General features: G+C 71.4%; 24 protein-coding genes. 15 read left to right on the top strand and 9 right to left on the bottom strand.

Going from position 1 to position 24642, the window contains the following annotated elements; translation table 11 throughout:
- Positions 1–33 precede the first annotated feature (33 nt).
- Together ACFYPH_RS21870 and ACFYPH_RS21865 are read left to right on the top strand one after the other, a co-directional pair.
- Positions 34–495 carry a MarR family transcriptional regulator gene (locus tag ACFYPH_RS21870; RefSeq protein WP_354855453.1) on the top strand — a complete coding sequence of 154 codons (462 nt, stop codon included), beginning with the start codon at positions 34–36 and terminating at the stop codon, positions 493–495.
- A gap of 57 nt (positions 496–552) precedes the next feature.
- Positions 553–2184, top strand: coding sequence for a tetratricopeptide repeat protein (locus tag ACFYPH_RS21865; protein WP_387184173.1), 1632 nt, complete (start codon positions 553–555; stop codon positions 2182–2184).
- A gap of 25 nt (positions 2185–2209) precedes the next feature.
- On the opposite strand, the gene ACFYPH_RS21860 is transcribed toward ACFYPH_RS21865, so the two are convergent.
- Both ACFYPH_RS21860 and ACFYPH_RS21855 read right to left on the bottom strand, forming a co-directional pair.
- The gene (locus ACFYPH_RS21860; protein ID WP_355064036.1) at positions 2210–3601 is read right to left on the bottom strand and encodes an ATP-binding protein; all 1392 of its coding nucleotides are present in this window, start codon (positions 3599–3601) and stop codon (positions 2210–2212) included.
- Between the two features lie 53 nt (positions 3602–3654).
- Complete coding sequence (locus tag ACFYPH_RS21855) at positions 3655–4311, bottom strand: response regulator transcription factor (RefSeq protein WP_234581645.1); 657 nt, start codon at positions 4309–4311, stop codon at positions 3655–3657.
- A gap of 95 nt (positions 4312–4406) precedes the next feature.
- Between ACFYPH_RS21855 and ACFYPH_RS21850 the strand changes: the two genes are divergently transcribed.
- Both ACFYPH_RS21850 and ACFYPH_RS21845 read left to right on the top strand, forming a co-directional pair.
- Entirely contained in the window at positions 4407–5522 is a 1116-nt protein-coding gene (locus ACFYPH_RS21850) for an outer membrane lipoprotein carrier protein LolA (RefSeq protein ID WP_387184170.1), read from the top strand.
- A 261-nt stretch (positions 5523–5783) separates the two neighbouring features.
- Entirely contained in the window at positions 5784–8003 is a 2220-nt protein-coding gene (locus tag ACFYPH_RS21845) for a HelD family protein (RefSeq protein ID WP_387184241.1), read from the top strand.
- 59 nt (positions 8004–8062) lie between these two features.
- On the opposite strand, the gene ACFYPH_RS21840 is transcribed toward ACFYPH_RS21845, so the two are convergent.
- Positions 8063–8482 (bottom strand): hypothetical protein, encoded by a 420-nt coding sequence (locus ACFYPH_RS21840; protein ID WP_355063822.1) that lies wholly within the window; start codon positions 8480–8482, stop codon positions 8063–8065.
- 318 nt (positions 8483–8800) lie between these two features.
- Here ACFYPH_RS21840 and ACFYPH_RS21835 point away from each other — a divergent pair, with 318 nt between their 5' ends.
- Entirely contained in the window at positions 8801–9172 is a 372-nt protein-coding gene (locus ACFYPH_RS21835; RefSeq protein ID WP_354855401.1) for a hypothetical protein, read from the top strand.
- Positions 9173–9243: 71 nt separating this feature from the next.
- On the opposite strand, the gene ACFYPH_RS21830 is transcribed toward ACFYPH_RS21835, so the two are convergent.
- The 4 genes from ACFYPH_RS21830 to ACFYPH_RS21815 form a co-directional block, all read right to left on the bottom strand.
- Entirely contained in the window at positions 9244–10197 is a 954-nt protein-coding gene (locus ACFYPH_RS21830; RefSeq protein ID WP_355139302.1) for a sporulation protein, read from the bottom strand.
- Positions 10198–10318: 121 nt separating this feature from the next.
- Positions 10319–11368, bottom strand: coding sequence for a HEAT repeat domain-containing protein (locus ACFYPH_RS21825; protein ID WP_387184166.1), 1050 nt, complete (start codon positions 11366–11368; stop codon positions 10319–10321).
- A 118-nt stretch (positions 11369–11486) separates the two neighbouring features.
- A complete protein-coding gene (locus ACFYPH_RS21820) occupies positions 11487–11708 on the bottom strand; it encodes a DUF397 domain-containing protein (RefSeq protein ID WP_354855404.1) in 222 nt (73 codons plus the stop codon).
- On the bottom strand, positions 11705–12574 hold the full coding sequence (locus ACFYPH_RS21815) for a helix-turn-helix transcriptional regulator (RefSeq protein ID WP_363938390.1): 870 nt from the start codon (positions 12572–12574) through the stop codon (positions 11705–11707). The genes ACFYPH_RS21820 and ACFYPH_RS21815 overlap by 4 nt, the downstream gene beginning before the upstream one ends.
- 352 nt (positions 12575–12926) lie before the next feature.
- On the opposite strand from ACFYPH_RS21815, the gene ACFYPH_RS21810 reads away from it, so the two are divergent.
- The 3 genes from ACFYPH_RS21810 to ACFYPH_RS21800 all read left to right on the top strand — a co-directional run bounded on the left by ACFYPH_RS21810 (position 12927) and on the right by ACFYPH_RS21800 (position 14048).
- The gene (locus tag ACFYPH_RS21810; RefSeq protein WP_354855406.1) at positions 12927–13175 is read left to right on the top strand and encodes a DivIVA domain-containing protein; all 249 of its coding nucleotides are present in this window, start codon (positions 12927–12929) and stop codon (positions 13173–13175) included.
- An 83-nt stretch (positions 13176–13258) separates the two neighbouring features.
- The gene (locus ACFYPH_RS21805; RefSeq protein ID WP_354855455.1) at positions 13259–13495 is read left to right on the top strand and encodes a hypothetical protein; all 237 of its coding nucleotides are present in this window, start codon (positions 13259–13261) and stop codon (positions 13493–13495) included.
- 22 nt (positions 13496–13517) lie between these two features.
- Complete coding sequence (locus tag ACFYPH_RS21800; protein ID WP_355139294.1) at positions 13518–14048, top strand: hypothetical protein; 531 nt, start codon at positions 13518–13520, stop codon at positions 14046–14048.
- 7 nt (positions 14049–14055) lie between these two features.
- On the opposite strand, the gene ACFYPH_RS21795 is transcribed toward ACFYPH_RS21800, so the two are convergent.
- Together ACFYPH_RS21795 and ACFYPH_RS21790 are read right to left on the bottom strand one after the other, a co-directional pair.
- Entirely contained in the window at positions 14056–14832 is a 777-nt protein-coding gene (locus ACFYPH_RS21795) for a DeoR/GlpR family DNA-binding transcription regulator (RefSeq protein WP_354855408.1), read from the bottom strand.
- A 37-nt stretch (positions 14833–14869) separates the two neighbouring features.
- Positions 14870–16873 (bottom strand): beta-galactosidase, encoded by a 2004-nt coding sequence (locus ACFYPH_RS21790; RefSeq protein WP_387184161.1) that lies wholly within the window; start codon positions 16871–16873, stop codon positions 14870–14872.
- Positions 16874–17158: 285 nt separating this feature from the next.
- On the opposite strand from ACFYPH_RS21790, the gene ACFYPH_RS21785 reads away from it, so the two are divergent.
- The 7 genes from ACFYPH_RS21785 (at position 17159) to ACFYPH_RS21755 (ending at position 24602) form a co-directional block, all read left to right on the top strand.
- Entirely contained in the window at positions 17159–18487 is a 1329-nt protein-coding gene (locus tag ACFYPH_RS21785) for an ABC transporter substrate-binding protein (protein ID WP_354855410.1), read from the top strand.
- Between the two features lie 21 nt (positions 18488–18508).
- Positions 18509–19465, top strand: a complete 957-nt coding sequence (locus ACFYPH_RS21780; protein WP_387184158.1) for a carbohydrate ABC transporter permease — start codon at positions 18509–18511, stop codon at positions 19463–19465.
- Positions 19462–20376, top strand: coding sequence for a carbohydrate ABC transporter permease (locus ACFYPH_RS21775; protein WP_354855412.1), 915 nt, complete (start codon positions 19462–19464; stop codon positions 20374–20376). Before ACFYPH_RS21780 ends, ACFYPH_RS21775 begins: the two co-directional genes overlap by 4 nt.
- A complete protein-coding gene (locus ACFYPH_RS21770; RefSeq protein WP_387184155.1) occupies positions 20373–22508 on the top strand; it encodes an alpha-galactosidase in 2136 nt (711 codons plus the stop codon). The genes ACFYPH_RS21775 and ACFYPH_RS21770 overlap by 4 nt, the downstream gene beginning before the upstream one ends.
- Positions 22509–22602: 94 nt before the next feature.
- Entirely contained in the window at positions 22603–23004 is a 402-nt protein-coding gene (locus ACFYPH_RS21765) for a YciI family protein (RefSeq protein ID WP_355063832.1), read from the top strand.
- Positions 23005–23007: 3 nt separating this feature from the next.
- Positions 23008–24273: an RNA polymerase sigma factor gene (locus ACFYPH_RS21760; RefSeq protein WP_387184239.1), complete on the top strand. Its 1266-nt coding sequence runs from the start codon at positions 23008–23010 to the stop codon at positions 24271–24273.
- An 8-nt stretch (positions 24274–24281) separates the two neighbouring features.
- Positions 24282–24602: a multidrug efflux SMR transporter gene (locus ACFYPH_RS21755; protein WP_355063834.1), complete on the top strand. Its 321-nt coding sequence runs from the start codon at positions 24282–24284 to the stop codon at positions 24600–24602.
- The last annotated feature ends 40 nt before the right edge of the window (positions 24603–24642 follow it).

Here is a 24642-nt window from a genome sequence, read left to right as displayed (position 1 = left end):
CATTTGGTTGAACGTTCAACCATTGCGCGTATGATGGCCGTCATGACCCGCTGGTTGGACCCCGATGAGCAGCGCACCTGGCGGGCGTTCCTCGCCGCCTCCCGGGCGCTGATGGACACGCTCGACCGCGAGCTGCAACGCGATGCCGGCATGCCGCACGCCTATTACGAGATCCTGGTCCGGCTCTCCGAGGCCCCGGGTCGGCAACTTCGGATGAGCGACCTGGCCGATGCGGCGGGGTCGTCACGCAGCCGGCTCTCGCACGCGGTGGCCCGCCTCGAGGCGGCCGGCTGGGTACGCCGCGAGGACTGCCCCACCGACCGGCGCGGGCAGATCGCGGTGCTCACCGACGACGGTTTCGCCACCCTCGCCGCCGCCGCCCCGGGCCACGTCGAGGGGGTACGCCGACACCTGTTCGACGCGTTGAGCCCGGCCCAGGTCGACCAGTTGCGCCGGATCAGCGAGACGTTGGCCGAGCACCTGACCAGATCCTGACCGATCGGCACCGGCGCGGGTCTTGTACTTACCGTCGTCGGATGAGCACGATGGGGCGTGTCCTCCGGCTTCGACGAGTTGACTGACCAGGCGCACCACCTCGTGTCCACTGGCGACGTGGCCGGTGCGCAACGGCTGCTCTCCGACGCGCTCACCGACGCCGACCCCCGCCCGGCCAACGCCACACCCGAGCTGGCCGAGGCGGCCAGCCTCCAGGCGCGGGTGCTCGTCGCCCTCGGCGAGCCGCACTCCGCGCGCGGCTGGGCAGCCTTCGCGTACGCGGCCACCACCCGGTTGCACGGCCGCTCCGACCCCCGCACCGTCGCCGCCGCAGCCACCCTGGCCGCCGTGCTGCACCGGGTGGGCAGCCACTCCCGGGCCGCCCGGCTGTACCAGGAAGTCATCATCGAGCTGACCGCGCAGGACGGGCCCGAGTCGCTGCGGGTGCTTGCCGCACACGCCGACCTGGCCACCGTCGAGTACGCCCGGGGCCAGTGCACGGTGGCCCGCGACCGCCTCCAGGACGCCTGGGAGCTACACCGTGAGGTGTACGGCGACGGTCACCCCAGCGGGATCAAGATGCTGGCCCGGCTCGGCGCCATGCAGCGCGACTGTGGGCAGTTCGCCGAGGCGCACGACAACCTGGCGCTGGCCCGCGAGCTGTGCCGGCAGCACCTGGCCGCCGACGACCCGCTGGCGCTGCAGGTGGCGGCTCTCGCCCGGGCAGCGGCCAACCCCGACCATGTCTGCGCCGACGACGCGCCCGCCGACCGGGACGCCCCGGTGGTGCCGGCCGCGCGTACCGCGCCGCACAACGACCGGCCGGTCGAGTCCGCCTACCACCCACCCGCGCCCCCGCCGCGCCAGGTGGACCCGGGGGTGACCGGTCCGGCCGACCGCGACGACGAGGGCAGGGCCGGGCACGGTGTCGGCTCGGTGCCGAACCCCCGGGTGCCGGCCGACGAGCCGGACGGGTCGCCGGGCTTCCGCTGGCCGCCGGACCCGACGGACGAGCCCGCCCCGCACTCCATCGTCCCGCCGGTGCCCCCATCGGTGGCCGGGTTCACCGCCGGCACCGAGGAGACGTCCGGCGTCTACCGGCTGCACCGCCCCGGCGCGTCGACCCAGCCGGACCAGCCGGCGCAGCCGTACGCGCCGCTGGAGCCGTACACGCCGTCCCGGCTGCTGCCGGTGCCCGTGCACCGGGCAAAGGCGTCGCCGCGCAACCCCCTGGTGCCGGTGCTGGTGGCCGGCGTCGTCGTGGTGCTGCTGGGCACGGCGGCGGTGATCGCCGGGGTGGCGCGGGTCGGCGACGGGGACGACCCGAAAGCCGGGCCGGACAACGGCTCCCCCAGCGCCGGCCCGACCGGCACGGGTGCGCCGGCCGCCACCGGCACGGCAACGCCGGCCGCCGCACCCGGCACCCCGCCCGGCGCGGTGAGCCTGCGCGACAACCGGGACAACATCGCTCTGCGCTGGACGTACCCGGCCGGCGGCGAGGGGCCGGTGGTCGTGTCGGCCGGCCGGGCCGGGCAGGAGAAGACGGCGATCGCCACGCTGCCCGCCGGCACCGACAGCTACATCGTCTACGCGCTGAACCGCGCCAACGACTACTGCTTCACCGTGGCCGTCGTCTGGTCCACCGACACCGTCGCGAGCGCCAACCAGGTCTGCACCCGCCGCCGCTGACATCCCGACCGGCTGACCACCGTCGTCATGGTGTGTCGACCGCCGCTTGCTGCCCGTCGCCGGTCGGCGTCCTCGGGAGCAGCAGACGCACCCGCAGCCCCTGCGTGCCGTCGGCGTCGGTCAGGGTGATGGTGCCGCCCGCGCGGCGGACCAGCTCCCACACGATGGCGAGGCCCAGGCCGGCGCCGCCGTCGTCACGGCCCCGACCGTCGTCCAACCTGGTGAAACGGTCGAAGACCCGTCGCCGGTCGGCCGCCGGGATCCCCGGGCCGTCGTCGGTCACCGTCACCAGGTGGTACGCGGCATCGTCGTGCGGCTCGACGGTGAGGACCACGCTGCCTCGCGCGTGCCGGACCGCGTTGTCGACGAGGTTCGACAGCACCCGCCGCAGCTCGGCCGCGTTTCCGGCCGTCCACAGCGGGCCCGGCGGCGGCACGAGGAGCACCGGCGGCGACGGGTACCGGGCGGCGACCTCGGTCACCAGCGCGCCCAGGTCGACCGGGCCGGTCCCCCGGGCCGGTGGCATCTCGTCCAGGCGGGCCAGCAGCAGCAGGTCGTCGACCAGCCGACTCAGCCGCTCCGTGTCGGCGAGCAGGTTGACGGTCACCGCCGTCCAGTCCGTGCGGTCGGCGAGCCGCTGGGCCACCTCCAGCTCGGTGCGAATGTTGGTGAGCGGGCTGCGCAGCTCGTGGGCCGCGTCGGAGACGAAGGCGCGCTGCCGGGTCCGGGCCGACTCCAACCGGTCCAGCATCCCGTTGAGGGTGACCGCCAGCCGGTGGATCTCGTCGGCGGAGGCGGGCACCGGCAGGCGGCCGCCGCCCGCGCGGCCGGTGATCTCCTCGGCGCCCCGGCGCAGCGCCTCCACCGGACGCAACGTCGCACCGATCACCCGCCACGCCACCCCGGCCAGGATCGCCACCAGCAGCGGGAACGCCACCAGCAGGATGGCGCGTACCACGTGCGTGCTGTGCCGGACGTCTGCCATCGACCGGGCGACCAGGACGGTGAGCGGATCCGCTGCCGTGCCGGCGGGTACGGCGACCACCCGAACCGGGCCGGCGAGCCCCGCTCGCTCCGCCGGCACCACCAGACGCTGACGGCGACCGGTGTCCAACCGCTCGGGGCGGACCATCGGGACCAGCCGGTCCGCGTCGATCGAGGCGGCCCGGATCCGACCCTGCGCGTCGATCACCTGGACCCGGACCTGGCCGCCGGCCACCGGCAGCGGGTCGGGCAGCGCGTCCTCGGCGGCGAGCAGGGCGACCGCGTCGGCGGTCCGGAACGCCTCGGTGTCCACGGTGCGCTGGAGCACGAAACCGAGCGCGCCCAGCAGCACCGCCCCGCCGAGGGCCAGCCCGAGGGTGAGACCGACCACGCCGAGCGCCGTGAGCCGCCCGCGCAGGCCCAACCCGCGCAGACCCCACCCGGGCAACCGGCGGACCCAACGATCGTCCACCGGGTCGGCCGGTGTCACGTCGCCAGCCGGTAGCCGGCGCCCCGGACGGTCTCCAGCCGGTCCCGGCCGAGCTTGCGGCGCAGATAGCCGACGTACACCTCGACCGCGTTGGGCGCCGTCTCCAGGCTGGCGTCCCACACGTGGTCCAGCAGCTCGATCTTGGAAATCACCTGGCCGGGGCGACGCATCAGATAATCGAGCAACGCGAACTCCCGCGCGGTCAACGTCACCTCGGCGTCGGCACGGGTCACCCGTCGGCGGGCCGGATCCAGCCGCAGGTCACCGACCGTCAGCACGGTGGGGCGTTCCGGCGCTCCCCGACGCAGCAGGGCCCGCAGGCGGGCCAGCAGCACCACGTACGAGAAGGGCTTGGTCAGGTAGTCGTCGGCCCCGCAGTCCAGGCCGTCGGCCTGGTCGTACTCGCCGTCCTTGGCCGAGAGCATCAGGACCGGCAGCCAGTGCTGCTCGGCGCGCAGCCGGCGGACCAGCTCGTAGCCGGACAGCCCGGGCAGCATCACGTCAAGGATCATCGCGTCGTACCCGCCGTGCCGGGCCGCGTCCAGGCCGGCGGGGCCGGTCGCCGCCACGTCGACCGCGAACCCCTCCGCCTGCAGGCCGCGTTGCAGGGCAGCCGCCAGCCGGGCCTCGTCCTCCACCACCAACAACCGCACGGTCCAAGGGTGCCACCCGGGTCACAGTCGGAGGTTCGGCGTCCTCAGCGCCTTCACAGCGCCGACCGGGCAGGATGTCTGGCAGGAGGTGCACCATGTCGATCCTGAGAAGCCGCCCCGTCCTGCGCTGGTTGGTCCCGGCGGCCGCTGGCGTCGCCGTCATCGGCGGAGGGGCCGCGATCGGCACGTTCGCCGCCGAGGCGGAGCCGAGCCTGCCGCCGCGTACCGCCGCCCAACTCCTGGTGGATCTTCAGACCTCCCGGCTGGAGGGGTTGTCCGGGACGGTCGTCCAGCGTGCCGACCTCGGTCTGCCGCCGCTGGTCGGGCTGATTCCCGGCAACGACCTGACCACCCTGCTGACCGGCACGCACACCCTGCGGGTGTGGTATTCCGGGCCGGAGCGGCAGCGCGTCGCGCTGATGGACACCCTCGGCGAGCAGGACGTGATCCGCAACGGCCGGGACGTGTGGACCTGGGAGAGCCGGGGCAACACCGCACGCCATCGCACGCTGGGCGACGGGGGCACGACCGGAAAGCCGGGTCCCGCGGCGACGCCGAGTCTCCCCGCCACCCCGCAGGAGGCCGCCGACCTGGCGTTGGGCGCGATCGATCCGAGCACCGAGGTCAGCGTCGGCCGCTCGGCCACCGTCGCCGGTCGGGACGCCTACGAGTTGGTGCTCCAGCCGCGCGACCGCGACTCGCTGGTGCACCAGCTGCGGATCGCCATCGACGCCACGCAGCACGTGCCGCTGCGCTTCGAGGTGCTCGCCAAGGGCAGCGACCAGCCGGCGTTCGAGATGGCCTTCACCCAGGTCGACTACCGGCGTCCCGACGCCGACCAGTTCGCCTTCAACCCGCCACCCGGGGTAGCCGTCACCGAGGAGACCGCCGAGCGGCCGTCCGCGGGCCGGCCCGCGCAGGCCGCACCGGGCGGAGACCCGCAGGTGCGTGCCGTGGGCGACGGCTGGGCCACCGTCCTGGTCGCGCGCCTGGACGGGACCCCGGGCAAGGCGGCCGCCGGCAAGGCGGCCGGCGCGGCGCCGGACGCGGACGTGTCGAAGCTGCTCGGCGGGCTGCCCGCGGTCAGTGGGGACTGGGGCAGCGGCCGACTGCTCACCGGGAAGCTGTTCAGCGTGCTGCTCACCGACGACGGTCGGGTGCTCGCCGGAGCGGTCACCCCCGAGCGGCTCTACCAGGTGGCCCGCGGCTGATTTCCCGAAGCGCTCACGCCGGGTCGACCAGATGGTCGGCCCGGCGTCCGTGGTTGTGTGACTCGAATCAGCCCGGTCGGCTTGGTGACAGCGGGCGGACCGCGCTATCTTCAACAATTCGAGGGCACGAAAAAGAACGGCATAAAAGCCGTTCCTGCAAAGGATTCTAATCTTAAGGGAGACGGCTTGTCAAGGCACTCCGGCGGTACCGGTGAATTGCCGCTCGACGACGAGATCGGCCGCGAGCAGGAGTACGTCTCGATGCTCTACGACCGGCTGGACGGGTTGCGTGAGCAGGCCACCCACCGGCTCACCGCCGAGCTGCGCAACACCGGCGGCACCCTCCAGGACCGCTCCCAGCGCGACAGCTCCGTGGCGATGTACGCCGACCAGGTCGAGCAGTTCTCCGCCGTGGAGAATGGTCTCTGCTTCGGGCGGCTCGACGGCGACCACGACTCCCGCCGCTACATCGGCCGAATCGGGATCTTCGACACCAGTGGCGACTACGACCCGCTGCTGATGGACTGGCGGGCCCCCGCCGCGCGTCCGTTCTACCTCGCCACCGCCGCCAACCCGCAGGGCGTACGCCGGCGGCGGCACCTGCGCACCCGCCAGCGCAAGGTGACCGGGCTCAACGACGAGGTGCTCGACATCGACAGCGCCTCGCCGGGCGGGCACGAGGAGCTGACCGGCGAGGCGTCGCTGCTCGCCGCCCTCAACGCCGGCCGGACCGGCCGGATGCGCGACATCGTGGAGACCATCCAGGCCGAGCAGGACGGGATCATCCGCGCCGATCTGCCCGGCGTCATGGTGGTCCAGGGCGGCCCCGGCACCGGCAAGACGGCGGTCGCGCTGCACCGGGCGGCGTACCTGCTCTACACACACCGGCGGGAGCTGTCCAGCCGGGGTGTGCTGCTGGTCGGCCCGAACGCGACGTTCCTGCGCTACATCTCCCAGGTGTTGCCCACTCTGGCCGAGACGGGCGTGCTGCTGCGTACCCAGGGTGATCTGTTTCCCGGGGTGAGCGCCCAGCGCGTCGAGCCGGCCGAGACCGCGGCGCTCAAGGGCCGGGCGGTGCTCGCCGAGGTGCTGGCGCTGGCCGTCCGGGACCGGCAGTGGGTGCCGGACGAGCCGCTGGAGATCGAGGTGGAGCGGGAGGTGCTGACCCTCGACCCGGAGACGGTGCGCGCCGCCCGGGACCGGGTGCGCCGCACCGACCGGCCGCACAACCTGGCACGGGCGCTGTTCGACGTGGAGATCGTGCACGCGCTCGCCGACCAGGTGGCGGAGCGCATCGGCGCCGACCCGCTGGGCGGGGACAACCTGCTCGACGAGGCCGACCGCGCCGAGATCCGTCGCGAGCTGCGCGAGGAGACGGAGATCCAGGCCGCCCTCGACCGGCTGTGGCCGGTGCTCACCCCGCAGCGCCTGCTCGCCGACTTGTACGCGGACCCGGACCGGATCGCCGCCGCCGCACCGATGCTCACCGAGGACGAGCGGGCCCGGCTGCATCGCGAGCCGGGCGGGTGGACGCCCGCCGACGTGCCGCTGCTGGACGAGGCCGCCGAGCTGCTCGGTGAGGACGAGCGGGCCGCCGCCGCCCGCCGGGACCGCATCCGGATGATGGAACGGGAGTACGCCGAGGGCGTCCTGGAGATCGCTCGGGGTTCCCGCTCGATCGACGTCGAGGACGAGGCCGAGGGCGGTGAGATCCTCGGCGTGACCGACCTCATCGACGCCGACCGGCTGCTGGAGCGGCAGGAGGAGGCCGACCGGCTGACCACCGCGCAGCGCGCCGCCGCCGACCGGACCTGGGCGTTCGGGCACGTGATCGTGGACGAGGCGCAGGAGTTGTCGCCAATGGCGTGGCGGCTGCTGATGCGCCGCTGCCCGAGCCGGTCGATGACGATCGTCGGGGACGTGGCACAGACCGGCGCGCTCGCCGGGACGCCGTCCTGGGCCGATGCCCTCGCCCCCTACGTGGCGCAGCGCTGGCGGCTGACCGAGCTGACGGTCAGCTACCGCACGCCGGCCGAGATCATGGCGGTCGCCGCCGACGTACTGGCCGAGATCGACCCGGCGCTGCGACCGCCGCGCTCGGTGCGCGAGAGCGGCCTTCCACCGTGGGACCGGGCGGTGCCCGACGAGCAACTGCCCGCAGAGCTGGTGTCGGCGGCGACGCGCGAGGCCGCCGGGCTGACCGAGGGCCGGCTCGGCGTCATCGTGCCGGCCAGCCGGGTGGACGCGCTCGGCGCGGCGTTGACCGCCGCGCTGCCGGAGGCCACGGTGGGCGAGCACCCGGAGTTGGAGAGCCGGGTGGTCGTGCTGACGGTCGCGCAGGCCAAGGGCCTGGAGTTCGACTCGGTGCTGGTGGTCGACCCGGACCGGATGGTGGCGGAGTCGCCGCGCGGGCGCAGCGACCTGTACGTCGCGCTCACCCGGGCCACCCAGCGCCTGGGCGTCCTGCGCCCCTGCCGCTGACCGACCGCCGCGCCCCCGCTGACCGGCCGGCCGGTCGGCGGGGGCGGGCTCACCGTCGGTCAGTCGGTCGAGCGGTCCCGGATGGACTTGCCCGGCCCGGTGGCGGACGTGGACTGGTCGCTGGTGCTGCCCCCCATCGGGGTGCTCAACCCGCCGGTGGTGGCGTCCCCGGTCGTCGTCGGGGCCACCTTGCCGGGGTGCCGCTCCGGCTGGCGGGCGACCCGCCGCACGCTCGCCGGGCCGGCGGTGCCACCGGTGGTGGTCACCGCGCCCTGCCCGCCGACCGGGCCACCGTCGCGCAGCACCTGCGGGTCGACCCGCTCGTGCGCCGGGTCGAGCGGGTCGTCTCGCTGGATCTGGCTCTCGATATCGGTGGGGGGCACTGTGACCTCGTCGAGGGCGCCCTCGCCGTACACGCCGCCGGCGATCCGGTTCTCGGCCTGGCGGGCGGCCTCCTGCCGCATGTCGTCCTCACGCACGTCCATCACCTCGCAGAAGCTGTGGAACTGACTGCGTGCCCGGCCACCCGTCGACCAAACCCGCAGTGCTCAGGTGCCGAGCGGGAAACGGACATCCGCCCCGATGTGCCCCAACGGTGAGACCCGTCCGACGACCGCGCCGACCACTGCGTGGCCAGCCGTCGTCGATTCTTTTTCGAGCCGAGGAGTGTTACCTGGTCGGCGGCCTCGGGTAGTCGGGGGGCGTCCCCGCCGTGCAAGCGAACCGTGCCGTGGCCGACACGCGGTAGCGGGGCGAGGGAATGCAGGTACGACTCATCGCATCCTGAGGAGGACCAGATGAGCACGCAGGCTGCTTCCACCCGGCCGATGAACCGGCCGATGAACGACCCGCAGAATCCCGCAGCGATGCGGGAGACGCAGCAGATGCCGGTCATGCACGACGGGCGTCGCAACGACATGCAGGCACCCGGTACGGAGACCAAGCAGGCCTTCAAGACCACCGAGTTCTGGATCTACCTGATCGCGGTGGCCGCCGTACTGGGCGCGTCGCAGGTCGTCGGGCGGAACTCGGCCGGAGTGGACATCTTCCGGGCCGACAACGCCTGGTTCCTGATCACCCTGCTGACGTTGGGCTACCTCGGTAGCCGCGGCCTGGCCAAGGCCGGCAGCAACTGGCGCAGCAGCGAGGAGCGCAAGGCCCGGCACTGACCGGGTGACAGCACAGCGCACGGTGGCCTCCGGGAGAGTTCTCCCGGAGGCCACCGTCGTCTGTGGAGGCGTTACTCGTCGCCGCCGAAGTCGCCGAAGTCGCCCTCGAAGGCGTCCTCGATCATCTCGCCGGCGATCATGCCGCCGGCGACGCCGAGCGCCGCGCCGGCCACCATGCCGCCCACGCCGCCCATACCGCCGTGCCCGCGGCCATGACCGTGGCCGTGGCCGTACTGGGAGCGCAGGCTGCCGTAGCGGGACGTCGTCTCGCGCAGCCAACCGTCGACGACCTGCGCCCAGTCGACGCGGTCGACGTCGGCGTGCGACACCTGGTAGCGGCCGAACGCGTCGTGCCCGGCGCTGAGGAAGCCGCCCCGCTTGTCACACTCCAGGATCACCTCGACACCACGCTGACTCGTCACGAAGGTCAGCTCGACCTCGTTGATGGTGCCCGCGTACTGCGGGGAGGCGAAGAACTCGATCTCCTGGTAGAACGGCAGCGTCTGCTGCACGCCGCGGATGTGACCGCGCTCCAGGTCGGCGTGCTTGAACCGGAAACCGAGGCGCTGGAACGCCTCCAGGATCCGCTCGTGCACCGGCAACGGGTGCACCGCCACGTGGTCCAGGTCGGTTTTGTCGACCGCGCGGGCCACCGACAGCTCCGTCCGCAGGCCCATCGTCATGCCGTGCAGGCGCTGGCCGTACACGTCGGTGATCGGGGTCTCCCACGGCACCGGAAGCTGGAACGGGATCGACAACTCCTGCTTGGGCGCGAGCTGGAACGCGCCACTGACGGCCATCCGGTGAAACTCCATGGTGCCCGCGTACTCCGTGTCGTGGCCCTCGACTTCGACCCGGGTGACCAGACCGATCACCACCTGCTCGATGGCCGCCGGGCTGTCACCGCCGACGAGGTTGACCTGCCCGTCGAGGGTCAGGCCGGGCCGGGTGTTGGGGTTGGTCAGCACGGTGTCCACACTGGGACCGCCCACACCGAACGCGCTCAACATCTTCTTGAAGACCATCGAAACTCCTGTGCGACAGCCGACCGCTCCACCATGGAGTCGGACGTTGACTCACCGCGCACCCTATCCAGTACCCCTGTGAGATGGCTGTGAGCGCGCCACACCGGCGACCTGGTGTCGATCAGCGTCGCGCGCGGATCATGCCGGGGGTCAGATCCCCGATCGCCAGGTCGGCTGCGCGCTCGGGATCGTCGCCGGCCCGGCGGAGCAGCCCGTCGACACACCAGTGACCCGAGCGGTCGGCGCCATCGGTGACATCGAGATCAAGGTCGAGGTTGCACCGCTCGCCGGCGACGGTGACCTCCCAGTCGGGCCGACGCCGGTGCACCGCGAGCAGTAGCCGCCATGCCAGGTCGTTCCGCCGGTCACGACGCAGCGGATCGCATTCGCGCAGGGCCTCGGCGACGTGGTCCGCGTCGGGATCGAAGCCGTCCAGCAGCGGCAGCAGTGACGGATCTGCCAGGTACGCGGCGGCCCGGATGGTGAACCTGTGGACCTCGTCGTGGGAGAGCATCTCGCGTACCAGTGGAAGTGCCCGTGCGTCCCGCCGCCGGGCCAGCCCTCGGGCACCTTCCGCGCGTACCTCCGGGTCGACGTCGCGGGTACGGTCCCACAGCGCCCGGCGGACGGCGTTCCCGTCGGCGGTGCTCACCCAGCCGAGCCCGAAGGTGGCCCACTCCCGCACGGCGGCATCGGAATCGGTGGACAGGTCGATCAGCACCGCCTCGCCGGCTTCGGCCGGAGGATCGTCGAGGACCGCCGGCACCGCGACAGCGACCTGGAACCGTACGTCGCTGTCGGGACTGCCCGCGAGGGTGACAAGGGTCGGCAGGGCGCGGGGATCGCAGGTCGCGCCCAGGGCGCGAGCAATCGACCAGTGCACCTCGGGATCGACTTCGGTGCTGGCCAGCGAGATCAGGGCCGTCGCGGCGGCCGCACGCAGGTCGTCCCCGTGCACAGCGCTCGCGTAGCCGAGCAGGTCGCACGCCGCCGCGCGTACCACGCGGTCCGGATCAGCGAGTTTGCCGACAGCCAGCTGGAAGGCCACCACGCCCGCGCCAGCCGCCTGCCGGAGCAGCTCCGACCCGTCGTCGGAGTCGCCGTCCTCGACGGTACGCCGCAACCGCTGCACCGCCCGGTCGAACAGGTCCGCCACCTCGTGCGCCTCCACGCTCGACATGGTGCCCCCCGGCCAGTCGCTGCCGCCACCAACTTTTGATCGACTCGACATCGCCGATATGGGGCTATCAGCCGGCCGGGACACCCCGACATCGGCGATGTCGAGTCGATCACGGCTCGGTGCGGCCGAACGTGCCGTCTTTGACCCCGTTGACGAAGGCAGTCCAGCCGCTGACGCCGTAGACGAGGGTCGCCGCCGCGCGGTCCTTGCTGTCCCGCACCGCCACCCGACCAGAACCGTCGAGAACAGGCCCCGCTTCGACACAGCTCCCGCCGTTACTGTTGCTGCGAGTGCTGATGTGCCAGGCCACGGCCGGCAGGGCTTCGTTCATGGCAGTTCCTCCGTGATCTTCGCGATCAGCTCGGCCGCCTCGCGCTGATCGAGCGCGACATCCTGCAGGCGATGGTACGCAAGCGCGTACCGTCTCGACTTCGGAGATTCCATGAACCGGCGCCCACCCAGAGTCTCCGCATAGGCCACCTCGGGATACGGCTTCGGCATCCGGAAGAGAACGAATGAGCCGTCCAGCCCGGCGTGCAGGCCGACCCGCGATGGCAACACGCGGACGTCGATGTTCTGCCGTCGCATCAGCTCGGCGAGGTGTTGTAGTTGGCCGCGCATCACGGCCGGACTCCCGACTGGTCGACGAAGAACGCTTTCGTCGATGACCGCCGCTACACGGACGGCGGGATCGCGCGTGAGCACACGCTGGCGGTCGACCCTTAATTGCAGCCACTTGCGGACCGAGAAATCCGATGCCTGCTCTCCCTCGGCGTTACGGATCACCGCTTCCGCGTAGGCCGCCGTCTGCATGAGCCCCGGCATGAGGAAGGCATCCCACGAGCAAATGTGCTCGGCTCTGGTCTCCAACCAGGGGAAGTCGATGAACGAGGCGTCCACCAACTCGTCGTAGTCGTCGTCCCAGCGGTCGGTCCGCCAGGCGTCTTCGGCAAGCTGGAGGAAGCGGTTGCGCTCGCGCCCGTCATGCTCGCCGTAAAGATCGAGAAGCGATTCGACAACGCCTCGGCGGAACGGCCACTCGGCACGCTCCCAGCGGGCGATGGACGAAAAGTCCCGCTCCAGAAACTCGGCCGCCTGCTTGAGAGTGATGCCGCGCTGTTCCCGCAACTGTCGCATCTGCTGGCCGAGCCACTGGGCACGCAATGTCTGGACGAACGATTCACGCCTGACGGGCATGGGTCCCCTCTCTGACGTCCCTCATGACGAACTTCGTTGGTGTCGTTGCACCAATGCCGGGGCCACTGGAAACGTGGCCCGCGGGTGAGGGTGATCGCCGGCCCCCGGGGGGAAGCCCGGTGCAAACACGGCAACCGCAGCTGTGCCAACAGCCGAGAAGGTGACGAGAGGCGGCCTCGCGAGTGGCAGTCGCATACCGGCTCTCGTCGGGTCTCAACTAGAGCGTCGGGAGGTACGAATCCCGGCTCCGAACCGACTTGCACGAATACCTACCACGAAGAAGGGCGCTCTCGCGACCCCGACCCACCATCGACCGACGACGACAGAGGTGACCGATGACCAGAGGTGAACGATGACCAGAGGCACGCACCACGACGGCGGACGGCTGCATCCGCGGCACGTGCGCGACCACCAGTTCGCCACCGTCGGCTTCGGCCGAAGGGGCCTCGACCCCCGGGAGGTGCGGCGGTTCCTGCACCGCGTCGCGCTCGACCTGACCGCGCTGCACCACGATCTGGCGCTGCTCAGCGAGGAGAACGCGCGGGTCAAGCGGGCGCTGCGGGCCCGGCAGGGTGCCTGGTCCGAGGGGCAGCGAAGGTGATTCCGCCGGACCGGATCTTCGTACCGCTGCCTCGGGCCGCCGTGCTGGCGTTCACCGAGCCGCCCGAACCGCCGCCCCGGCACGTGATTCACCTGCCGGTGGCGGTTGTCGACCTGGCCGGCGCACTGGAATTGGCCCGTGCTCTCGCCCGGTCGCTGACCGCGACGTCACAGATCGACATCGGCGGCATCACCGTGTCGGCCGAGGACGCGCAGCACGTACGACACTGGGTCTTCTGTGACCGGATCATGCCCGATCGCCGGCGATGTGCGCGGCCGGCCGACCACGACGGACCCTGCTCTCCTGTCGATGATCCCTGACCCACATCTATCCTCGTGGACGATGACAATGGGGAGACGGGCACACGCCGCCGTGCTCGCTGCGGCGGTCGCGTTGCTGGCGGTGGTCGGGTGCGACACGGCAGCGGTTGACGAGACGCGTGGATGCCAGGAGCAGCGGCAGCTCGACGAGGCGAAGGTCCGGGTCAGCCGCTGGGAGCCGCCGGATGAGCTTCCGTTTATCGGCGACTATTCGGAGATTCACTGGCAAGCGCGCGCGTTGGGCAATCCGTGTTCGCGGATGCCGGGCCCGACGGACTGGGAATACCAGGGCGTCATCATCCTGCGTCCCGAGGACGCACACCGGTTGGCCGAGCGGTTCGAGTTCGTTTCGTTCACATCCATCGACCCGGCCGAGCTGATCCACTCACACACGCCTACGGACGTGCGACCGGACCTCGCACCGTTCCTCCCGACCAAGCCACAGTGGCTGCACAGTCAGACCTACAACGATGCGCTACCGTCGACACGCTGGCGGGTGGTGTTCCTGGACGTGCAGCATCACACGCTCCTGTTCATGCTGAACGATCATTAGACGAGTCCTAACCGGTCTCCACGACGACCAGTTCGCCTACCTGTTCGCCAATCGTGGTGCGGGCGTCCGCTGGCAGCCCTCGGTCGGTGATCAGCACGTCGGCCGCCTCCAGCGGGGCGATGGTGGCGATGCCGATCGTCTCCCACTTGGTGTGGTCGGCGAGCACCACGAGCCGGCGGGCCGCGCCGATCAGACACCGGTTGACGCCGGCCTCCAGCAGGTTCGGCGTGGTGAAGCCGGTACGCGGGCTGAGCCCGTGCACACCCAGGAACAGCAGGTCGACGTTGAGCGCGCTGATCGCGGCCTCGGCCACCGGACCGGTCAGCGCGTCCGACGGGGTACGGATGCCACCGGTCAACACGACCGTCTGGTCGGCGCGCGGGTTCTGGTAGAGCGCGTCGGCCACCGGGATCGAGTTGGTCACCACGGTCAGCCCGTGCACATCGGAGAGCAGGGTGGCCAGCGCGGCGGTGGTCGTCCCGGCGGACAGCGCGATGGCCATCCCCGGCTCCACCATCGTCGCCGCCCGCTCGGCGATGGCCCGCTTCTCCGTCTGCTGGCGGATCGACTTCGCGGCGAACCCGGGCTCCTCGGCCGAGCCCGGCCCGGCGAGGGTCGCGCCGCCGTGGACCTTGTCCACCAGGCCGCGCTCGGCCAACACCTCCAGGTCGCGCCGGATCGTCATGTCGGACACGCCGAACCGGCTGACCAGGTGGCTCACCCGCACGCCGCCACGCTGGCGGATCAGATCGAGGATGGCGGTCTGCCGCTGCTGGGCCAGCATCTCAGGGAACCTCCTTCGCGCCGCGCTGGTCGCCGGGTCAGGCCGACTCGTCGGCCCGGTCCTCGCGGACCACGGCCACCTCGCCGGCCGGCACTGTCAGCTCACCCGCACACCGCGTCCCGGTCAACAGCTCGGTGCCGCGCGCCGCGACGCGTACCTCGGTCTCGGTGTGGTTGATCGCGAACAGCCAGGTCCGCTCGCCGTCGCGTCGTCGTACCACCTCCACCCCGGTCGGCGCCTGCGCCGCCGGGCGGACGCCGGCCTCGTCGAGCAGCCGGGCGACGAGCCGGTCGGTGGCCGGTTCGTCCAGCCGGGTGCCGACGTACCAGGCGGCGCCCGCGCCGACCGGCCGCCGGGTCAGCGCAGGCACGCCCGGCAGGGGCCCGTCGGTGTACGACGCCAGCACCTCGGCGTCGTCGGCGTGCAGCCATTCGGTCCACACGTCGGCGGTGCTGCCGTCGTCGAGCCGGACCCGCTCGCCCTCGCGCAGCGGGAAGAACTCCTCGGTCCGTACGCCCAGCAGGTCCCGGAACGCGCCCGGGTAGCCGCCCAGCCGGATGTGGTCGTTGGGGTCCACGATGCCGCTGAAGTAGGTGACCGCCGCCGTGCCGCCGGCCTCGACGAACCGGCGCAACGCCTCGGCGTCGGCGTCGCGGACCAGGTAGAGGGTGGGCACCAGGACCAGACGGTAACCGCTGAGGTCGGCCGACGGGTGGACGATGTCGGCGGTCACGCCGGCCCGCCACAGCGCGCCGTAGAGGGCGTTGATCCGGTCCGCGTAGGTGACGTCGGCGCTGGGGTGCGAATCCAGCTCGACCGCCCACCAGGCCTCCCAGTCGAACAGGATCGCCACGTCGGCGTCCACCCGGCTGCCGCGGATCTCGGCCAGCGCCTTGAGGTCCGCGCCGAGCTGGCAGACCTCGCGAAACACCTTGGTGTCCGGGCCGGCGTGCGGCACCAGCGCGGAGTGGAACTTCTCCGCGCCGGCCCGCGAGGCCCGCCACTGGAAGAACAGCACCCCGTCGGCGCCGCGGGCGACGTGCGCCAGGCTGTTGCGGCGCAGCTGCCCGGGCAGCTTGGCCACGTTGCGCGGCTGCCAGTTGACCGCGCTGGTGGAGTGCTCCATGAGCAGCCACGGGTCACCGCCGGCGACGCCCCGGGTGTGGTCGGCGGCGAACGCCAGCCCGAGGTGCGCCTGCGGGTTGGCGGCGGTCAGGTAGTGGTCGTTGGACACCAGGTCCACATCGGGGGCCCAGGAGTGGTAGTCCATGTGCTTGACGCCCATGCCGATCATGAAGTTGGTGGTGACCGGCTGGCGGACCAGCGTCTTCAGCACCTCGCGTTCGGCGCGCAGTTGGGCGCGCTGCTCGTCGGAGGAGAAGCGCAGGAAGTCGAGTTGCTGCGTGGGGTTGGCGAAGGTCGGCGCGGTGCGCGGCGGGTTGATCTCGGCCCAGTCGCCGTAGCGCTGGCTCCAGAAGGCCGTGCCCCAGGCGTCGTTGAGCCGGTCCAGGTCGCCGTAGCGGTCCCGCAGCCAGCCCCGGAACGCCTCGGCGCTGACGTCGCAGTAGCAGTGCACGTTGTGGCAGCCCAGCTCGTTCGAGACGTGCCACATGACCACGGCGGGATGCTCGGCGTACCGGCCGGCGACCGCCCGCACCAGCTCCAGGGAGCGCTCGCGGAACACCGGGGAACTGGGGCAGTACGCCTGCCGGCCGCCCGGCCAGAGGATCGCGCCGTCGGCCCGGCGGGGCAGCGTCTCCGGGTGCGCGCGGGCCAGCCAGGGTGGCGGGCTGGCGGTGGCGGTGGCCAGGTCGACCTGGATGCCGCCGTCGTGCAGCAGATCCAGGACCCGGTCCAGCCAGCCGAACTCGAACCGGCCCGGGGCGGGCTCCAGCAGAGCCCAGGAGAAGATGCCGACGGAGACCAGGTTGACCCCGGCCCGGCGCATCAGCTCGACGTCCTCCGACCAGGTCTGCTCGGGCCACTGCTCGGGGTTGTAGTCGCCGCCGAAATAGATGCCGTTCCCCTGCCATCGCCGCATGACAGCTGAGGGTGCACCCGCCGCCGTACCGAAGTCAACAGGTTCCAACATCGACTTTGTTTCCAACGTTTACCACGTAACAGCCGTATCACGACTGGGTTATCAGAGGCGAACAGCCCTCTTGACAGCGGCCTATGGAGGGGTAGCTTGAGGCCCCAACTGGCCGATCGTGTTCGCCAATGTGGATTCTCGGTGGATCACGATCGTATCCACAAGGCCGGACGCGCTCTTCACCACCCCTGACGGCCCTTGGGCGTAGCACCTCTTCATCCGCAGGAGGCACAGATGTCCCGTCCCCGATCCCAAGCCGAGTACCTGGCTCGGCTCGTACCGCCCTCCGTCGCCGGCATCAACCGACGGTCGCTGCTGGCCGGCGCGGCCGGCACGGGCGCGCTGCTCGGCACCGGTCTGCTCGCCGGCTGCGGCGACGACTCCGGCTCCGGCGGGTCCAGCAAGGACGTGTCGCTCGGATCCAACCAGTCCGACCCGAAGCCCAAGGACGTCCTCGCGAAGGTCGCCGACGGGTTCAAGACCGCCTCCGGCGTCCAGGTCGCAGTGAACACGGTCGACCACAACACGTTCCAGGAGAACATCAACAACTACCTCCAGGGCAAGCCGGACGACGTCTTCACCTGGTTCGCCGGCTACCGGATGCGCTTCTTTGCCCAGAAGGGCCTGGCCAGCGACATCAGCGACGTGTGGGGCAAGCTCTCCGGCTACTCGGACGCCTTCAAGAAGGCGTCCACCGGCGACGACGGCAAGCAGTACTTCGTCCCGGCGTCGTACTACCCGTGGGCCGTCTTCTACCGCAAGTCGGTCTGGCAGCAGCACGGCTACCAGGTGCCCACCACACTGGACCAGTTCACCGCGCTCGGCGCGCAGATGAAGAAGGACGGCCTCATCCCCGTCGCCTTCGCCGACAAGGACGGCTGGCCGGCGATGGGCACCTTCGACATCCTCAACCTGCGGATCAACGGCTACCAGTTCCACGTCGACCTGATGGCCGGCAAGGAGGCCTGGACCTCCGACAAGGTCAAGAAGGTCTTCGACACCTGGGCCGGCCTGCTCCCCCTGCACCAGCCGGACAGCCTCGGCCGCACCTGGCAGGAGGCGGCGCAGTCGCTGCAGCAGAAGAAGAGCGGGATGTACCTGCTCGGTCTCTTCGTCGGTCAGCAGTTCAGCAACGACGAACAGAGCGACCTCGACTTCTTCACGTTCCCCGAGATCGACCCGTCCATCGGCGCGAAGGCCCTGGACGCCCCGATCGACGGCTACATGATGGCCCGCAAGCCCAAGAACGAGGACAACGCCCGCAAGCTGATGGAGTACTTCGGCGGCAAGACCGCCGCGGACATCACGGTCAAGAGCGACCCGACCACCCTGGTCGCCAACACCGGCGCCGACGTCAGCGGCTACACCGCGCTGCAGAAGAAGGCCGCCGAGCTGGTCGGGTCGGCCACCGAGATCGCGCAGTTCCTCGACCGGGACACCCGGCCGGACTTCGCCTCCACGGTGATGATCCCGGCGATCCAGCAGTTCATCAAGAACCCCAAGGACATCGACGGTCTCACGTCGTCCATCGAGAACCAGAAGAAGTCGATCTTCACTGACTGACGGCGGAAGGGGGAGGACATCGTGTCCGACCTGCCCCTGATCCAAGCGGATCGCGCCGTGCCGCCGCCGGCCGCGACCACCTCAACGGGTGGTCGTCGCCGGCGGCTACGGCTCCTGTCCCGCACCGACCGCGTGGTCATCACGCTGATGGTGCTCGTCCCGCTGCTGCTCGTCACCGCCTTCGTCTGGCTGCCGGCGCTGGCGACCGTGGTGCTCTCCAGCACCGACTGGGACGGCATCGGCCCACTGAACGAGATCGACTTCGTCGGCGCTCGCAACTACAGCGACGTCGTGAACATCTACCCGCCGTTCGTGCCGGCGATCCAGCACAACCTGCTCTGGCTGGCCGTGCTGTTCGTGGTCGCCACCCCGTTCGGCATGTTCCTGGCCGTGCTGCTCGACAAGGAGCTGCGCGGCAGCCGCTTCTACCAGACGGCGCTGTACCTGCCGGTGGTGCTCTCGCTGGCACTGATCGGCTTCGTCTGGCAGCTGCTCTACTCCCGCGACCAGGGTCTCATCAACGCCGTCTTCGGCAGCAACGTCGACTGGTACGGCGACTCGAACGTCAACATCTGGGCGGTCATGGTCGCCTCCGGTTGGCGGCACGTCGGCTACATCATGCTGCTCTATCTCGCCGGCCTGAAGGGCGTCGACCCGTCGCTGCGGGAGGCCGCGGCGGTCGACGGCGCGTCGGAGAGCCGGACGTTCTTCCGGGTGGTGTTCCCGGTGCTGCGGCCGATCAACATCATCGTGCTGGTGGTGACGGTGATCGAGTCGCTGCGCGCGTTCGACCTGGTCTGGGTCGTCAACAAGGGACGCAACGGTCTGGAGCTGATCTCGGCGCTGGTCACCCAGAACGTGGTGGGTGAGGCGAGCCGGATCGGCTTCGGCTCCGCGCTGGCGACGATCATGCTGGTCGTCTCGCTGGTCTTCATCACCATCTACCTGGCGACCGTGATGAGGGAGGACCGGGAATGAGCACCGCGACCGTGACCCGGCGTACCGAGGGTGGCACCGACACCCCGGTCCGCCGCCGCAAGCTGACCCCGGCGCGGCTGCTGCTGCACGGCTTCCTCATCGTCGTCTCGCTGGCCTGGCTCTTCCCGATCGCCTGGGCGGTGCTGACCTCGCTGCGCTCCTACGATTACACGGCCGCCAACGGCTACGTCTCGTTCGGCGGCTGGACCTTCGACAACTACGTCACCGCGTGGCGGACAGCGGAGTTCGGCAAACACTTTCTCAACTCGGTCTACATCACCGTGCCTGCGGTGCTGCTGACGCTCTTCCTCGCCTCCTGCGTGGCGTTCGTCATCGCCCGGTTCAACTGGAAGATCAACCTCGTCCTGCTCGGGGTGTTCACCGCCGCCAACCTGCTGCCCCAGCAGGCATTGCTCATCCCGCTGTTCCGGCTGTTCACCGAGGTGCCGCTGCCGGAGTTCATGAGCGACTCCGAACTGCTCTACGACAGCTACTGGGGCCTGATCCTGATCAACGTGGCCTTCCAGTGCGGGTTCTGCGTCTTCGTGCTCAGCAACTACATGAAGGCGCTGCCCCGCGACCTGTACGAGGCGGCGATGGTCGACGGGGCCAGCGTCTGGCGGCAGTACTGGCAGGTCACCATGCCGCTGTGCCGGCCGGCCCTGGCAGCGCTCGCCACCCTGGAGGTGACCTGGATCTACAACGAGTTCTTCTGGGCCACCGTCCTCATGCGCACCGGCGACAAGTTCCCGGTGACCAGCTCGCTCAACAACCTGCGCGGCGAGTTCTTCACCGACAACAACCTGGTCTCGGCGGGCAGCGTGCTCGTCGCGATCCCCACCCTGGTGATCTTCTTTATGCTCCAGCGGCACTTCGTCCGGGGCCTGACCTTGGGAGCCTCCAAAGGATGACGATCCTGCACCTGCGCCGCGCGCGGACTCACCTGGTGCTCGACGCGCGCGGCCCGGGGCTGCCCCGCGTCGTGCACTGGGGCGGCGACGTCGGCGACCTCGACGACGACGCCCTGCGCCAGCTCACCGACGCGACAGTGCCACCCGTGGTGCCGAGCAGCTTCGACGAGCCGCCCGCGCTGTCCCTGCTGCCGGAGGCGAGCGCCGGCTGGAGCGGTCGGCCGGGACTGGTCGGGCATCGTGACGGGCAGGACTGGTCCACCGCGTTCCGGCTCGACGGTCTCGACGTCGACCAGCCCTCCGACGCTCCGGCGCGGGTCACCGTGCGGGCGTCGGACCGGGTCGCCGGGCTCGGCCTGACCGTCGAGATCACGCTGGACCGGTACGGCCTGCTGACCATTCGCCATCGCCTGCGCAACGACGGCGACGGCGCGTACGAGGTGCACGGGCTGACGCCGGTGCTGCCGGTGCCGGCGGTCGCCACCGAACTGCTCGACCTGACCGGCCGCTGGTGTCGGGAACGCTCGCCACAGCGGCATCCCTGGCAGCACGGCGCGTGGGTCCGCGAGGGCCGGCACGGGCGCACCGGGCACGATGCCACGCTGTTGCTGGTCGCCGGCGCCGCCGGGTTCGGCTTCGGCCACGGCGAGGTCTGGGCGGTGCACACCGCGTGGAGCGGCGACCACGTCACCGTCGCCGAGCGGCACCCCACCGGCGAGTCCACTCTCGGCGGCGGCGAACTGCTGGCGCCCGGCGAGATCCGGCTCGCCCCCGGCGAGGAGTACGACACTCCACTGCTCTACGCCGTCTGGTCCGACGTCGGGCTGGACGGGCTCAGCGACGTACTCCATTCGCATCTGCGGGCCCGGCCCGGACACCCGCGCTCCCCCCGCCCGGTGACCCTCAACGTCTGGGAGGCGGTCTACTTCGACCACGACCTGGACCGGCTGCGGGCCCTCGCCGACCGGGCCGCGCACCTCGGCGTGGAACGGTTCGTGCTCGACGACGGCTGGTTCCGCGGCCGGCGCGACGACACCGCCGGGCTCGGCGACTGGTACGTCGACGAGGGCGTCTGGCCCGATGGCCTGCAACCGCTCATCGACCACGTGACCGGCCAGGGCCTTCAGTTCGGCCTGTGGGTGGAGCCGGAGATGGTCAATCCCGACTCCGACCTGTTCCGCGCGCACCCGGACTGGCTGCTGGCCGTGCCGGGGCGGCTGCCGCCGGCCTGGCGCAACCAGCAGGTGCTCGACCTGGGCCGCCCGGAGGCGTACGACCACGTGCTGGAACGCCTCGACGCGCTGCTGCGCGACCACCCCGGCATCAGCTACCTCAAGTGGGACCACAACCGGGACCTCACCGAGGCCGGGCACCACGGCCGGCCCGGGGTGCACGGGCAGACCCTCGCGGTCTACCGCCTCCTCGACGAGCTGCGCCGCCGGCATCCCGGCGTCGAGATCGAGAGCTGCTCGTCCGGCGGCGCCCGGGTGGACCTGGCCATCCTGGCCCGCACCGACCGGGTCTGGGCCAGCGACTGCAACGACGCCCTGGAACGGCTCAGCATCCAACGCTGGACCGGTCTGCTGCTGCCTCCGGAGCTGATCGGCACGCACATCGGCCCGGAACGCTCGCACACCACCAACCGCGTGCACGACCTGGGCTTCCGGGCGGCCACCGCGCTGTTCGGCCACCACGGGATCGAGTGGGACATCGCCTCGATCAGCCCTGCCGAACAGGCCGAGTTGGCCGCCTGGGTGGCGTTGCACAAGCGGCTGCGTCCGCTGCTGCACGCCGGCCGGGTGGTCCGCGTCGACCACCCGGACCCGGCCGTCTGGGCGCACGGCGTGGTCGCGGGTGACAAGACCCGAGCGGTGTACGCGGTGGCCCGGCTCGCCACCTCGGTGGCGCAGGTTCCGGGCGCGGTACGTCTGCCCGGCCTCGATCCGACACGGCGTTACCGCGTACGAGCGGTGGCGGACGTACCGCCCCCGGCGACCATCGAGCGGGCCGCGCCACCGTGGCTGGCCTCCGGTGTCACGCTCAGCGGAGCGGCGCTGGCCCGGGTGGGTGTGCAGCTGCCCGCGTTGCACCCGGAGCAGAGCCTGGTGCTGGAGGTCGACGAGGCCAGCTAGAAATTTCTTCCGCCGGAGTGTCGAGAACGGTGACGCGTGCTTCTACCTCAGGGTGAGAGCACCGACCACGGTGCGCGGACGTGAGGGGCGAACCATGAAGTACATGCTGCTGATGCAGTTCAGCGCCACCGGGACCGACTTCCCGAGCATCGACACCTGGACCCCGGACGAGGTCCGGGCCCACATCGCGTTCATGGGCGAGGTCAACGAGAAGCTGACCGCCGCCGGGGAGTGGGTCGACGCGCAGGGCCTCGGTGGCCCGCAGCAGGCGCGGATCGTGCGTGCCGGCGAGGGCGGGACGCCGGTGGTCACGGAGGGGCCGTTCGCCGAGACGAAGGAGTTCCTCGCCGGCTTCTGGATCGTCGACTGCGACAGCCCGCAGCGGGCGGTGGAGGTGGCCGCGTACATCTCCACCGCGCCCGGCCCCGGTGGCCGGCCGCTGAACATGCCGATCGAGGTGCACCCGGTGATGTCCGCACCCACCGAGGAGTTGTGAGGGCTGACCACCGATCCCCACATCGAGGACCTGCTGCGCGAGTTGGCGCCGCAGGTCCTCGGCGTGCTCGCCCGCCGGTTCGGTGACTTCGCCACCGCCGAGGACGCCGTGCAGGAGGCGCTGCTCGCCGCCGCGACCCAGTGGCCGGCCGACGGGTTGCCCGCCAACCCGCGCGGTTGGCTGATCCAGGTCGGCTACCGCCGGATGATCGAGCTGATCCGCGGCGAGCAGGCCCGGCGCCGCCGGGAGGACCTGGTCGCCCGCCGGGATCCTGACGACCGGCAGTACGCGCCGGCAGCGGACGAGGAGTTGACCGCCGAGCGGGACGACACCCTGGTGCTGCTCTTCCTGTGCTGCCACCCGGCGCTCGCCCCCGCATCGGCGGTCGCGCTGACCCTGCGCGCGGTCGGCGGGCTCACCACCGCCGAGATAGCGCGCGCGTTCCTGGTGCCCGAGGCGACCATGGCCCAGCGGATCAGCCGCGCCAAGCAGCGTATCCGCGCGTCCGGGCTGCCGTTTCGGATGCCGGAGGAGGCGGAACGGGCCGACCGGCTGTCCGCCGTCCGGCAGGTGCTCTACCTGATCTTCACCGAGGGGCACACCAGCACCGCCGGCCCGGCCCTGCGCCGCGTCGACCTCGCGGCCGAGGCGATCCGGCTGACCCGCGCGCTGCACACGCGGCTGCCCGACGACAGCGAGACGGCCGGGCTGCTGGCGTTGCTGCTGCTCACCGAGGCGCGCAGCCCGGCGCGCACCGGCCCCTCCGGAGAGTTGATCTCCCTGGCCGACCAGGACCGCAGCCGCTGGGACGCCGCGGCGATCGCCGAGGGCGTCGCACTGATCACCCGGGCGCTGCCGCGCGGCCCGGTCGGCCCGTACCAGGTGCAGGCCGCCATCGCCGCCCTGCACGACGAGGCGCCGAGCACCGACGCGACCGACTGGCCGCAGATCCTGGCGCTGTACGAGGTGTTGGAACGGCTCGCCGGCACCCCGGTGGTGGCGCTCAACCGGGCCGTGGCGACCGCCATGGTGCACGGGCCGACAGCCGGCCTCACGGCCCTCGACGCCCTGGGCGACGATCCCCGGCTGGCGGGGCACCACCGGCTGGCCGCCGCCCGCGCGCACCTGCACGAGATGGCCGGCGACCGGGAGCGGGCGATCGCGGACTATCGCGCCGCCGCCGCGCGTACCAGCAGCCTTCCCGAACAGCGCTACCTCACCATGCGGGCCGCCCGGCTCGCCGCCGGTCCACCGACCACCGAGGACTGAGGAACCCTATGGCGTACGTGCTGCTGGGGATCGCCATCCTCGCGGAGGTTCTGGCGACCAGCCTGATCAAGAGCACCGCCGGATTCAGCCGACTCTGGCCGACGCTGGGATGCCTGACCGGGTACGCGCTGGCGTTCCTCCTGCTGGCCCAGGCCGTGAAGGAGATACCGGTCGGTGTCGCGTACGCCCTGTGGTCGGGTCTGGGCACCGCGGCCATCGTGGCGATCGGCGCGGTGTTCCTGGGCGAGTCGGTCGGGCCGGTCAAGCTCGTCGGCATCGCTCTGATCATCGCGGGGGTGGTCATCGTGAACCTGACCGGGGAGCACTGACCGCGGCCGGCGCGGTGGCCGGGCCCGACGCGGGCCCGGC

The sequence above is a fragment of the Micromonospora sp. NPDC005252 genome, from assembly GCF_042872475.1.
Classification (GTDB): domain Bacteria; phylum Actinomycetota; class Actinomycetes; order Mycobacteriales; family Micromonosporaceae; genus Micromonospora.
This window is presented reverse-complemented; position numbering and strand designations above follow the sequence as displayed.